This window comes from Bacteroidales bacterium (assembly GCA_022647615.1).
Taxonomy (GTDB): domain Bacteria; phylum Bacteroidota; class Bacteroidia; order Bacteroidales; family UBA932; genus Egerieousia.
The window spans coordinates 1,889,851-1,902,668 of the sequence record JALCKZ010000001.1 but is presented as its reverse complement, the minus strand read 5'-3'; the positions used below and the strand labels follow the sequence as shown (position 1 = coordinate 1,902,668).

The following is a 12,818-nucleotide window of genomic DNA, read 5'->3' as shown; positions in this document are numbered from 1 at the left end:
ATTGGCAATTTACTTAATGCCGCAAATGATTTTTGTTCAAAAAATTAAGTTATTATGTTTAGAAATTTAGTTGCAATATTATTGATTATCAGTCTAATTCCTCTTGCTCAGTGCGGCAGGCACGGTTCTACAGATATGGTTGCACAGTATGCCGTTAAAGCATCTCCGGTTAGTTCAAATACAGCAGAAGATACTATATCTGCTGCTGATGTTTCCAGCAGCGTTGCATTTACTGTCGCTGACCATTATTTTGTAAATAATACTGTGAAAGAGTTTAATAGTCACAAGATTACGGATGCCGCTGAGTTTTCGCAGGTGTTTGGAATGGCGGCTGTGATGGGCAAGAACGGAGAGCCAACAAAAATAAATTTTGCAAAGCAGTATGTCATAGCTGTTGTAAAACCTGAAACTGACCATGTTACAACGCTTACCCCTGTAAGTCTTGTAAAGCGCGGAGACGGCAAAATGGTCTTCACGTACCGCTGTGAAACAGGTGCAAGCCAATCATATACAATGCGCCCATGCCTTATTGTTATTGTTGATAAGGCTCACGAAGGGGACATTTCAATAAGAGAAATCCAGTAAGGGAAACTACTTAACGTATTTAGCCGTAAAATCTTTGATATACTTCTCCAAACCGGGGGAGCTGATGATTTTTATATCATCCATAAGGCCAATCACAAAGCGGCCGACACCTGTATAAGAGGAGACCTTAGTATCTAATAACCAGTGAGTTTCATCAATAGGGGTGCAGTCTCTCTCTCCAAGCGGGAACTCCTCCAGCAGCAGATTATGCGCCATAACTCCAAGCTCCAGCTGCACTCTGATTTGTCTGTAACTGCTTATCCTGAAGATATCTACAAAGCCTGTCTTATGTTCGCTCTCAAACTTCCACTTTAGCGGAAGTCACATCCACTGAGCACATTCTGGCGGTGCGGAACAACTTATTTGCCTTAGCCTCGCAGTCATAGCACCACACCTCAACATAATTAGCGGTAAACCCAAACGGCTCCACTAATCTGTCGCGAACTTCCTTGGAATTAGATGATGCATAGTGCTTTAGAATAACTTGCCTTTTATCATTGATAGCTTCTGCAAGCTCATTTACGCACAGCGCATGAGAACCCTGCGTCACAATCTCAGTCATATTGGTGCAGTTATAGACGCTGGCAAGCTTGCGCCTCAAAGCCTGCTTCATAAGATTATCATCAGACAACCCATCTATCAGAGAATTAACCACATACGCCTCCTCATCAGAAAAGTGAATCAGCTGGGAAATATCCTTAAAAAATCTGCTCTCCTTCCCAAGACGGTAAACTCCACCCTCCTTCATCACAACAAAACCCGCCTCCTTAAACGTATCAATATACCTGTAAACAGAACGCTTATCAATCTCCAGCCGCTCCGCAATATCATCAACGGTATAATTCAAATTTCCTGTCAGCATCTTCATTAGCCGCAGAACTCTCTCAATTTTAGGTTGGTCCATAATAAAATATCTTTTTTTATTTCACTAACTAACAATTAAAAAATTCGGAAAACTAACAAGTAAAAAAACGCTTGCGTTTTTTTACCGCGCGGAGCGCGTGCATCTCCGCGGCGGTAGCCGCGTGAACCACAGTGCGTTGCGCTGCTTTGTGGCACAACGCTTCACAGTTTGCAGAGCAAACTGTGTGTTTTTGTTCACTTCTTAAGCAACCATTTCCATGCAGGTACAACGTTAATATCCAGATTATTAATCTTTATAATCTCTTCATCATCATTAGTTACTATTGTCAGATTTTTACAGCCAGTTGCTTTACTTGCCTCTAAAATTCCATTTAATTCTCTGTTACGTGTAGATTCTGCATGCATATCCCATGTTACTTGTATTAGGTTACTTATTTTGTCACCGTTTTGCTTTACAAAATCACATTCATTTTTTCCTGAATAATAATATATTTTATCTGTTGGTAAGCAATTACGTTTTAGATGTAGGAATACGCTGTTTTCTAGCGATTTGCCATTGTCTTCATTTTGTGGTATGAGTACAGAATTCTTCAATCCGTTATCTATGCAGTAATATTTATGTAAAGAATTTTCTTCTTTTATTATTGACTTTACATATTTTGGTATTTTAAAGAACATGAATATTGAGCATATATGCTCAGAAAGTTCATACAACATCTCTTTGCCTACCGCATATCCTTGAGATTTTATATCCTTATAAATTTTAAGAATAGAAGTAGGGCATCCGATATTTGCCATAATCCTTTTTATAAAATATCTCGCTATTTCTGGATTAGATATTTTATAATGCTCCACTAGATCTCTAAATAACATAGTGTTAAAGTATCCTTGCAATTTATTGTCTTTTAGAGAGTTTTCTTTAGTTAACGCAATTTCAGGGAAACCGCCTCTATTGTTAAATTCAATAAAAGCTTTTTTGATTTTGGCCTTGCCATTTTCTGTATACGATGTATAATCAACTTGTTTAAAGTTGCAGAATTCTTTAAATGACAGAGGGTATGCGTTATATTCAATTGGCCAACCTCGTAGTGCGGAAGATAACTCACCGGATAATAGAAATGCATTACTGCCTGATATATAAATATTTTTGCAGTATGATTTATACAGTCTCAATACAAATAATTCCCATTTTTCAATTATCTGTATCTCGTCAAAAAACATATAAACTTCCCTGATTGAAATATCAGGAAACATTTCCGAGTATGCTGTTATAACTTCATCTAGTTCGCTAGTTGTCATGTCATATAGACGTTCGTCGTCAAAACCAAGCCATAGAATTTTTTTCTTATCAATGCCTTTTGCAATAAGATCATTAATGGCTAGCATCATCAAAGAAGATTTGCCACAGCGTCTTACACCTGGAATAGTGATTATCTTTTTCACTTGCAGTGGAAGCTTTAACTCTCTAGCATTCACACTAAAAGGTATTTCTGACTGTTTATTGGCAATAAGCGCCTGTATTATTTCTTTCCTTTTCATAAGGACAAATATACAAAAAATTTATCTTTTACAAGGAAACTTTCTCCAAATAATTCACTACTTTCCCGTGTGCCTTCGCATACTCAATCTCGCTCCGCGTGCTGTTTCCAATATACCCGCCCACGTTAATCACAAAAATCTCATCTGCCATATCAATCTTCCTCTTATGCATATCATCCAGCATCTCCTTGGTCCCTGCAGTCCAAACTTCATCATCCCCGCTGTGCCCAAACAGTCCAACAGAAATAACAATGCATCCCTCAAGAGTCAGCCGCTTCTGCTCAGCAAAAAACTCATCCTTAAACTTGGTGCTCCCGCACAAAGTCACCACCTTATACTTTCCTACCATATTGCAGCCAATTAATTGTTATTATTATCCTGTTTCTCAACTTCTCCCTGATACTGAATGCTATCTCTCCCGGCCGGCTGCATCCTTATATATGTCTGCCCGTTAGTAAAAATCTGCACCCTGCAATTAATCTGCTCATGCAAGTTAACATTCTCAAAATTAAACGTTAACCACCAGCACTTCTTCTTTGCATTAAACACCTTATTCATACTAACCGGCAACGCCTCAGCCTTAATTCCGGTATCATCACTCCCCATAATTGCAGTTTGTGAAGTCCCAATATAAGGCAAATAACACGTCAACTTCCCGTCCTTCAACTTAAAAGAATAACTATCCGTAGACACATCCTTCATCCTCATAGATAGGGGAACAACCTGTTCCACATGCACATACACACATCCGCTCTCCACAGCATCCTTAACCATAGCCGCCTGCTTATCCTTCTTGGTCTGACCCATGCAGAACACCGGCAGCAAAATCAGCAACAGTGTAATAATCTTTTTCATAACCAGTTATTTTTTAAAACACAAAATCAAATCAATAACCCCCACAAGCGCCGCAATCGCCCCGCAAACAAGCTCTCCGGTATTAGACTCCAGCACGATAAAGAAAAACGCAATTCCAATCAAAGAAGCAATCACCGCATTCCCCGTGGTCGCATTCTTATGCGTCATTTCCAGCAACTTATCAATCAAAATTCCACCGCAAATCGCCACAATCAGCGCTGCCAAAACTCCCGACTTCAGCACCAGAACAGCCACTATTGCAAGCACTATAAAAATAATAAGGTAGATAGTTTGTTTTTTCATCTCGATAGTTTTTTAAATGTTATTACTTCAAATATACACTCATTTTTTCACAATCTCCATGCCGTTATTTTTTACACATTTTACAGTACTATACTGCCCTCAAAACTAATTGTACTCCTCCCAGGCGCTTGTATTCTCAAATAAGCCAATCCATTGCTATACAGCTGAATCTGGCATTCTGTCTTCTCGCTGTCCTTATCTCTAATAAATGCAATGTTAATTTTCCATAATTTTTTCTTTGGGTTAAAAACGGTGGTACATTCAGCCGGAGTATTGTTAGCCCTAATTGAAAGATCCCGGTCATTAACCACTCCAGAACCGACGTTGCCATAATATGGCAAATCACAGTTAACCTTTCCCTTAATATATTGAATGTAATAATTACTTGTATAAAGATCTATTATGCTCATACCAATAGGTTCCGCAATATTCACGTGAATAAAAACAGATTGACTCTCAACCTTTTGTTGAATAAATGATGAAAGAATTTCTTCATTGGACTGCGCCTGCATAAAAACAGGCATAAGCAGTAGAGCAATTGTTAAAAGTTTTTTCATCTTATTAAGTTTAAATATGTTTCTCAATTCCTCCCTGATACTGAATACTATCTTTTCTCTTCTGCTGCATCCCGATGGTATTATTTAACTACTAACTACTAATGATCTTGTCCCCAAGGCCGAAGGCCCGCGACCGTAGGGAGCGTGCATCCTCGCGGCGGTAGCCGCGTGAACCACAAGGCGTTGCGCTGCTTTGTGGCGCAACGCTAAAAGGGGTTATAAACCGTAAAATGCAACGCAATCATCTGAATCACAAATGATTTTTACATCTTTTGATAGATGACAAAATGGACAATTATTTAATTCTTTTTCCATATCTTAAATCCCATATTTAAAGCTATCTGTTCAAGAGGGGAAAATGTTTTTTCAAAAACTTTGTAGAAACTTTTATCATCCATTTCTATTAACTCATCAATGCTACTTCCAAGAGATAAGTAGTCCTCTAAGATTTTATTTGACTTGCTAACAACAGTAAAAGTCTTCAACGCCTTATGTTGAGAATCAGCTAATTTGGGTAAATAAATTTTTAAATCAGGTAATCCATCACTCTTACTTGAATTGATTTCAGGACTTACGGGAACGAGATTCCATAATAAGTCATGTGATACAAAACTCCATGGAATAAAATGATCTAAATCATATTCTCCTACTTGAAGTTCTTTATTTGTGTATATACACTTAAAATTACCTTCTACGGTTATGACTGTATTCCAGAATTTTCGCTGACTGTTTAATGAAGTCCTTAGATCAGGCTTGATAAGCTTGTTAGGTATGTTCGGAACGTTCGGATTGCGATTTTGTAAGAATAGTGCCAAATTCCAGTAGGAAAAATCAAGAAGTATTTTGCAATTAGTTGTGATGTATTCACTCCATACGGGATTTATATCAATCCACCAATCATTTGATTCTCTTCGAATTGCATATAGGCAGCTATTTTCGAAATGAGTTGAGCGTTCAACTGTTTCTTTATCGTCAGAAGTGTCAATCCATGGCCTTAGAAATCTAAATGGAACATTCAGGGTAAAAATTCGTAGCAGATTTTTTACTTTATTACTTTTGACCTCTTGTTCTAATATGCTGATTATCTCTTTCTTATCTGTATCAATAGGTATGTTAGTTATATTTCTTAGTTCCTTTACGACGTCATACATTGAGTCGCTTTTGCCAAATGATAATTTAAAATAGTTGATAGGGTACCATGCGTTTGCAACCATTCTAATAATGATGTCCCATAGATTAATCCTTGGATTGTTTTTCTCTGAATATATCTCCAGAATTGATATGAACCAATAAAACTTATACGTTGCCACAGTCTTATTGAAGATTTGGCTGAGACGATTTATTGGTAGATATGGTGAGGATGGGAGGTTCATCGCTTTTATATAACCTTAACAAAGATATGAAATAAGTGACAAATGGCGTCATTTATTTTAGTGATTTTTTATAATAATTTATTGGGATACAATGTAATTGCAATTTTACTAACTTTGTGAGTGATCGAGAGTGGTTATGAAATACTATATCGGAAATACAGATAAAGATTGGTATGATTTCCTTAAGGAATTGTCTCCAGACGATATTAACTTCTGGCAACCGGGTGGTTCCACTGTATTTCGTGTTCTTGAGCCAGGTGCTCCATTCTTGTTTCGTCTTAAAAGTCCAATTAACAAAATTGCTGGAGTTGGATTCTTTACTTCAAGCTCAATACTTCCATTAAATTATGCTTGGGAAGTATTTCAGGAGGAAAATGGAGTAAAAAACTATCAAACTTTTGGTAAAAAGATCAACGGTTACAGAAAACTGTCCCTGAAAGACAATCCTAATATTGGTTGTATTGTACTTTCAAATCCAATTTTTTTTGAAATAAATGATTGGATACCAGTCCCTAATGGCTGGCCTACAAGCGCCGTCCAAGGTAAGTCATATTCTACTGATACTGTGGAGGGTTTAGAGTATTGGAATAAAGTGTCAGAAATGATTATGAGATATTCTAAGCCAGGAATTAAAACTGAACCTATTCTTGAAGACCTACAGAAGCCAAGATATACCCAGAGAATCTCTAATGTACGCATTGGACAAGCAGGTTTTAGAGTTCTTGTAACTGATGCATATACAAGAAGATGTGCAATTAGTGGCGAAAGAACTCTCCCTGTACTTGAAGCTGCGCACATTAGACCATATTCTAACGATGGACCAAATGTAACTAGTAATGGATTGCTATTGAGATCCGACCTACACAAATTATTTGATGATGGATATATCACTATTACTGACACATACAATGTAGAAGTTAGCAAAAGAATAAAGGAAGAATTTAATAACGGTCGTGATTATTATAAATATCATGGCCAGAAACTACTTATTCTCCCAAATACTATTTATGACCAACCTAGTAAGGATTTTTTGAGGTGGCATAATGAAAATGTATATAGATAAATTATGAATCGCTCCTTCTACACATCCACCATCTCAACCTTCCTAACAACCTCTGACACAGAGATCATGGGACAACTAGTGAATAACGGAGAATTCAGCATAGACATCACCCAACGCGACGCCTGGCAAACAGAAATCGCGCTAATGAAACAAATCCTGCCACTATACACCGGTCAAATCCTCTTTGAATACTCCATACCAAGACTAAACCGTCGCATAGACATAGTCCTTATAATCAATGGAATAATATTCGTCCTAGAATTCAAAGCCGGCAATGACACATACACAAACGCAGGATTAGACCAAGTATGGGACTACGCATTAGACTTAAAGAACTTCCAAAAAGGAAGCCACAATGCCACAATACTTCCTATCCTAATAGCCACACAAGCTCCTGATTTAGGATACTTTACATTTGAAAAATACCAAGACAAAATAGCCAACGATGGGGTATACAAACCAATTGAGTGCAACAGTAATAATCTTGGAGAAGTCATAGGAGGAGCAATTACTGCACAATTAGGGACAGCGACTTTAGATTCTGTAGAGTGGGGGAACAGTGCTTATTCACCAACCCCAACAATCATAGAGGCAGCTTCATACATGTTTCAAAACCAAACAGTTGAAAATATTACAAGTACTGCTGCTTCAGCAAAAAACATTGAAGATACCTGTAAGAGTATATTTGATATAATAGAGGACGCTAAGGCAAACCATAAGAAAGCAATCTGTTTTGTAACCGGTGTTCCGGGAGCTGGAAAGACGTTAGTAGGGTTAAGGGTAGCGGTGGAGCAACAGGATAAAGACAAAAGCATTCCAGCTGTATATCTGTCTGGGAATGGGCCGCTTGTAGCAGTATTGCGTGAGGCTTTAATACGTGATAGTATCAAACGTGCAAAAGATAAAGGAGAACGTTTAACCAGAGTCAATGCAGGTGTGACTGTAAAGGAGTTCATTCAAAACGTACATAACTTTAGAGACGATTGTATTCAAAAGCAAGGTCCACCACCAGAGCACATTGCGATCTTTGATGAAGCTCAACGCGCATGGACAAAAGATTATGCGTCATCATGGATGGCAAGGAAAAAGAATGTGTCTGACTTCAACTATTCTGAATCTAACTTCTTAATTTCCTGTCTAGACCGTAATTCTGATTGGGCAGTAGTAATTTGTCTTGTAGGAGGTGGACAGGAAATAAACAGTGGAGAAGCCGGTATAAGTGAGTGGTTTAATGCATTAAATGAAGAGAAACTTTCTAATTGGGATATTTATGTTTCTCCGAATTTACACGATAGTGAGTATGCTGCTGATGAGGCATTAAAAACCATTGTAAATCCTTCCAGAATCCATTATAATTCTGCTCTACATTTATCAGTTTCTATGCGTTCTTTTAGGGCAGAAAAGCTTGCCTTATTTGTAAAGGAATTGTTGGATCTGCGCCGTGACGTTGCGGCCTCAACTTATTCAGAATTAACTAAATATCCGATAGTATTAACACGTTCTGTAGAAGCTGGTAAGAAATGGATTAAGGAACATGCTAGGGGAAACGAGAGGTATGGCGTCATGGTTTCTTCTCAGGCATATAGGCTGAGGCCATTTGCAATTACAGTTCAGTTGCAAACTGATCCGGTTCATTGGTTTTTGGATGATAAAGATGATATACGTTCTTCATATTTCATGGAAGATGTAGCAACCGAATTTGATGTTCAAGGATTGGAACTAGATTGGGGTTGCATTGTTTGGGATGGGGATATGAGATATACTGCAAATGGTTGGGACCACAATGATTTTAAAGGCTCTAAGTGGCAGCATATCAATAAGGAAGAGAGGCAGTTATATCAAAAAAATGCCTATAGAGTTTTGTTAACTCGTGCTCGCCAAGGTATGTGCATTGTTGTTCCAGAAGGTAACAATGAAGATGCTACCCGTAAATGTGAGTTTTACGATACTACTTACAACTACTTGAAATCCATCGGGATTAAAGAGATCTAAATTTTTAAAAAAATCAAGCGGTGCGGCACAAGTGCACCGCACCGCCTTGTGGTCTAACGCGCTCCGCGCGAAGCTGCACGCTCCCTACGGTCGCGGCCTTCGGCTTGGGGAATATGTCCTCTATCTCGCTTTTCTAGCTATAAATGCGCCCAGATTTTCACCTGCTTCCTTCAGCGCATCTCCCATTAAATTAGAAATAGAACCATGGCTCCCACCTGAATGCGAAAAAGTGACCTTCGCTAAAGATTTATCTGAATCATTAGGTGTAAAATCTATAATGCCTTTAATTCCGCCTTTGCGATTGACCGAAATTATATAAACTGTGGCCTTATACTTTGAATCTAAGTTATTTACAATCCGCAAACCAGATCTATGTTGCGACAAGGCTTGATTCATATTGTTAACAAACTCATACCTAAGCACGTCGTTATTAAGTGTTTTTTTATTCCACCCTTTTTCCTCATTATCAAGTGATTCTGACTCCAAGGGAATAACGTCAATGAATTGCTCAGCAGTAGCTCCATTTATATCTGCTTGAGAGAAATCAAGAATTATTTTAAGATTTCTTTCAGTTTGAAGAAAATCTAAATTGCCTTCAATCAATTTTTGGTATACATCGTTTTTCAGCTGTTTTTTATATACCTCAGCATACTTAACCTGTGCAAACAAACTGCTCGTAAATAAGCAGATAAAAAAGAGCATCAATAATTTTTTCATAATCATAAGTTTATGTATCAAAATTAATAAATTACCTGCAAAGATGAAACACCTCTTTGACATTTTCTGTCGCGAGTAAAAAATCAAGCGGTGCGGCACAAGTGCACCGCACCGCCTTGTGATCTAACGCGCTTAGCGCGAAACTGCACGCTCCCTATGGTCGCGGGCCTACGGCCTTGTTATCATTAATCTATGATAATCCGTCGAGATTTTAAAATTTTTTTTCTTTGTATAGTAGCACACCCTTTTCTGTGAGCAGATATTTTTGATGCGGGTGCTTTGGGCTCTCTGGGTATAGCATGGTGATATATCCGGCTTTCATTGCAGGGGATAGATATTTCTCCATAAAATTTTCACGATCTTTTAATTTCATGGCAAATAACATTTCTTTTACTGATAATTGTTTGCCATTCAAGATTTTAATTAAAGATTGCAGTGCAGGAAAACTTGTCGGGTACTTGTCGGGTACTTGTCGGGTACTTGTCGGGCGATGACTCATTTTATTCCAATTGGCCGGAGCGTTGATTAGCATGGAGCGGTTGATCAGTTCCGTTTTCTCTCCCATCATTAAGTTTCTAAAAAAGGAAATTAGGAACCGTTTATCCGGCTCAATCTCTTGACTGACATTTCTATAATTTGCACGAACTAATGCATTGCGAAAATACCATGAATTATTTGCGAATAAATCATTGTCCACTTCAAACCCAATGGAACGTAAATATTTAATTGTAAAAACCGCAGTGGTACGTGTGTTACCCTCTTTAAAAGGGTGAATCTGCCATAAATTTGAAACAAATCCAACAATGTGGTTTACAATATTATCCATTGATAGCCCTTTGTAGGAGAAGTTATTTTCCTGCTGCAGATCATACTCTATGGCTTTAAGTAAATCTTGATAGTTTACATAGAGTACTGTTGCTCCGCCAAGAACCCACTCCTTTTTAGTGATATCATAATCCCTAATTTTGCCTGCAAATTCAAATACGCCTTCAAAAAGACGTCTGTGAATTGATAGAAAACCTGCTGCTGAGAATGAAAAAGACTTCTCATTCAAAATTTTAGCGATATTTGCTGAGACTTTGTCAGCTTCTTCAGTATCTAGACTCTCTTGTGCGTGTGATGTTTTTGACTCGTAATAACTATGAATAAGTTTTCTGGCTTCTTCAATATTTATATCACCTTCAATATGCTTGCGTGCAATATCTTGCAGGTAAACAGAAGTTTGTAGGCCATCCACTTCCTGCAGTCCAATGGCTGTTCTCCATGCGTGGGCTTTCTCCTTTCTTTTTGGTTCACTGCCATGTATATATGAGTCAAAATTTATATGCTTTCTTTTAGGCATATCTCTAGGCGTTGTTTATCAAGTCCAAAATTATAAAAAATAAATTATTTGGTAAGTTTTGACTAATAGCACTGTTTTGCAGTCTGATTGTCATTACTTGATTCCATAGGCGATATAATTAATTTTTCACTTGTAAAAGAGCTCTACCACAATTTTCATATCCTCCGGAAGAAAGGTTAATGCTCTGTTTTTCAGCTCTTCAGGAATACCGTATTTAGCCTCTGCAATGCCGCCGGTGATGGCAGCTATGGTGTCTGAGTCTCCGCCAATGGAGATGGCATTGCGGATAGCATCCTCAAAACCGGTACTCTCCAAAAATGCTACTATAGCCTGTGGCACAGTGCCTTGGCATGTTTCATCAAACATATTGGTTTCCTGTAGTTTAGTACAGGTCATATTAAGATTGTATTTGAATGCCGCCCTGATTTTGCTTTTGATCTCTTTCATGCCATTCCCGCTTTTTGCAAGATAAACTGCAAGCGCAACTGCCTGAGCTCCTTTGATTCCCTCCGGATGGTTGTGGCTTACAACAGCCGTTGCTTCCGCATAATCCAGAATGTTTTTGACATTGTTAAAATAGACGCCAACTGGTGACACGCGCATTGCGGCGCCATTGCCAAAACTATTGTAAGGCTGTGGGTTAGGGGAGTTGAACCAATTATGAAAACTGCCTCCGTAAGAGCGCTTTGGCTCCGGGTATTTAAGGCACCATCTCTGCAGAATGTTGGTGTAGGTATCATTGCCCGTGAGCTTTGCTCCTTTGAGCAGCCAATCAATGGTTGCAATTGTACAAACAGTATCATCTGTAAAATAACAATCATCGGCAAGGAGCGTGAACTCCTTGCTGCGGCGATTGTTGAACTCATACTTGGAACCCGCTATGTCTCCGATGATTGCACCTAACATTTTATAAACGAATTTTAACTTGTGTAACTTTTATCGGGTGCAAAGATACTGCGGTGTTGTGACAGGTTTTGTCACATGTTTCCTATCTGATGAAATTGGTGCGGGCACGGACGGACTCTGGCTGCGGAGTCTCTTTACCATGGGTGTTTTTCATTAGCCAGGCAAGATTTTTTGCAAGGGTGCGCATGATTTGCATTCCTTCTTTGTCTTGTGCCGCCTCTCCTGGCACTGCTCCATGGACTCCGTTCCAATATTGTGATGTGGCAAGGGGCATGTTGTTGATAGTGAAATACTTGTTAAGCCTGTCGAGAGTAGCAGTATCACCACTCCTGCGGCATACGGCAACTGCTGCTCCAGGCTTGTACATGAGCAAATCTGAACTGGAATAGAACAGGCGGTCCAGAATTGCGCAAAGAGCTCCGTTGGGGCCGGCATAGTAAACCGGTGAGCCAATGACAATTGCATCTGCCTCTATTGCAGCGGCGCGAATTTTCTTAAAAGCTTCATCTTGGAAAACACAATCTCCTTTCTCCGCGCATTTGTTGCAGGCAATGCATCCCATGACTGGCTTGTTGCCTATGCCAATTATCTCATAATCAATACCATTCTTATTTAACTCGTTTCCTATTTCTGTTAATGCAAATGCGGTGTTGCCGTTGTTGTGAGGGCTGCCGTTAATTAGTAGTGCTTTCATCGTTTTATGATTTTATGTCTCAAATTTA

General features: G+C 38.7%; 15 protein-coding genes. 3 read left to right on the top strand and 12 right to left on the bottom strand.

Going from position 1 to position 12,818, the window contains the following annotated elements; genetic code table 11:
- Positions 1-54: 54 nt before the first annotated feature.
- Positions 55-585 (top strand): hypothetical protein, encoded by a 531-nt coding sequence (locus tag LKM37_08270; protein MCI1720978.1) that lies wholly within the window; start codon positions 55-57, stop codon positions 583-585.
- A 6-nt stretch (positions 586-591) separates the two neighbouring features.
- Here LKM37_08270 and LKM37_08265 read toward each other — a convergent pair whose 3' ends face one another.
- From LKM37_08265 to LKM37_08230, 8 genes are all read right to left on the bottom strand, one after another.
- Positions 592-822, bottom strand: coding sequence for a hypothetical protein (locus LKM37_08265; GenBank protein MCI1720977.1), 231 nt, complete (start codon positions 820-822; stop codon positions 592-594).
- Between the two features lie 61 nt (positions 823-883).
- Entirely contained in the window at positions 884-1,489 is a 606-nt protein-coding gene (locus LKM37_08260; GenBank protein ID MCI1720976.1) for an HTH domain-containing protein, read from the bottom strand.
- Between the two features lie 194 nt (positions 1,490-1,683).
- The gene (locus tag LKM37_08255) at positions 1,684-2,988 is read right to left on the bottom strand and encodes an ATP-binding protein (protein MCI1720975.1); all 1,305 of its coding nucleotides are present in this window, start codon (positions 2,986-2,988) and stop codon (positions 1,684-1,686) included.
- 28 nt (positions 2,989-3,016) lie between these two features.
- A complete protein-coding gene (locus LKM37_08250) occupies positions 3,017-3,337 on the bottom strand; it encodes a hypothetical protein (GenBank protein MCI1720974.1) in 321 nt (106 codons plus the stop codon).
- 11 nt (positions 3,338-3,348) lie between these two features.
- Entirely contained in the window at positions 3,349-3,843 is a 495-nt protein-coding gene (locus LKM37_08245; protein ID MCI1720973.1) for a DUF4251 domain-containing protein, read from the bottom strand.
- A gap of 6 nt (positions 3,844-3,849) precedes the next feature.
- Positions 3,850-4,146: a hypothetical protein gene (locus LKM37_08240; GenBank protein ID MCI1720972.1), complete on the bottom strand. Its 297-nt coding sequence runs from the start codon at positions 4,144-4,146 to the stop codon at positions 3,850-3,852.
- An 80-nt stretch (positions 4,147-4,226) separates the two neighbouring features.
- Positions 4,227-4,703, bottom strand: coding sequence for a DUF4251 domain-containing protein (locus LKM37_08235; GenBank protein ID MCI1720971.1), 477 nt, complete (start codon positions 4,701-4,703; stop codon positions 4,227-4,229).
- A gap of 299 nt (positions 4,704-5,002) precedes the next feature.
- Complete coding sequence (locus tag LKM37_08230) at positions 5,003-6,013, bottom strand: HNH endonuclease (GenBank protein MCI1720970.1); 1,011 nt, start codon at positions 6,011-6,013, stop codon at positions 5,003-5,005.
- 199 nt (positions 6,014-6,212) lie between these two features.
- Here LKM37_08230 and LKM37_08225 point away from each other — a divergent pair, with 199 nt between their 5' ends.
- Together LKM37_08225 and LKM37_08220 are read left to right on the top strand one after the other, a co-directional pair.
- A complete protein-coding gene (locus LKM37_08225; protein MCI1720969.1) occupies positions 6,213-7,139 on the top strand; it encodes an HNH endonuclease in 927 nt (308 codons plus the stop codon).
- Between the two features lie 144 nt (positions 7,140-7,283).
- The gene (locus tag LKM37_08220) at positions 7,284-9,131 is read left to right on the top strand and encodes a DUF2075 domain-containing protein (GenBank protein MCI1720968.1); all 1,848 of its coding nucleotides are present in this window, start codon (positions 7,284-7,286) and stop codon (positions 9,129-9,131) included.
- A 120-nt stretch (positions 9,132-9,251) separates the two neighbouring features.
- On the opposite strand, the gene LKM37_08215 is transcribed toward LKM37_08220, so the two are convergent.
- From LKM37_08215 to LKM37_08200, 4 genes are all read right to left on the bottom strand, one after another.
- On the bottom strand, positions 9,252-9,848 hold the full coding sequence (locus LKM37_08215) for a hypothetical protein (protein MCI1720967.1): 597 nt from the start codon (positions 9,846-9,848) through the stop codon (positions 9,252-9,254).
- A 211-nt stretch (positions 9,849-10,059) separates the two neighbouring features.
- Positions 10,060-11,190 carry a Fic family protein gene (locus LKM37_08210; GenBank protein ID MCI1720966.1) on the bottom strand — a complete coding sequence of 377 codons (1,131 nt, stop codon included), beginning with the start codon at positions 11,188-11,190 and terminating at the stop codon, positions 10,060-10,062.
- Positions 11,191-11,316: 126 nt separating this feature from the next.
- Positions 11,317-12,096 (bottom strand): ADP-ribosylglycohydrolase family protein, encoded by a 780-nt coding sequence (locus LKM37_08205; GenBank protein MCI1720965.1) that lies wholly within the window; start codon positions 12,094-12,096, stop codon positions 11,317-11,319.
- 82 nt (positions 12,097-12,178) lie between these two features.
- Complete coding sequence (locus LKM37_08200) at positions 12,179-12,790, bottom strand: flavodoxin family protein (protein ID MCI1720964.1); 612 nt, start codon at positions 12,788-12,790, stop codon at positions 12,179-12,181.
- Positions 12,791-12,818: the final 28 nt, after the last annotated feature.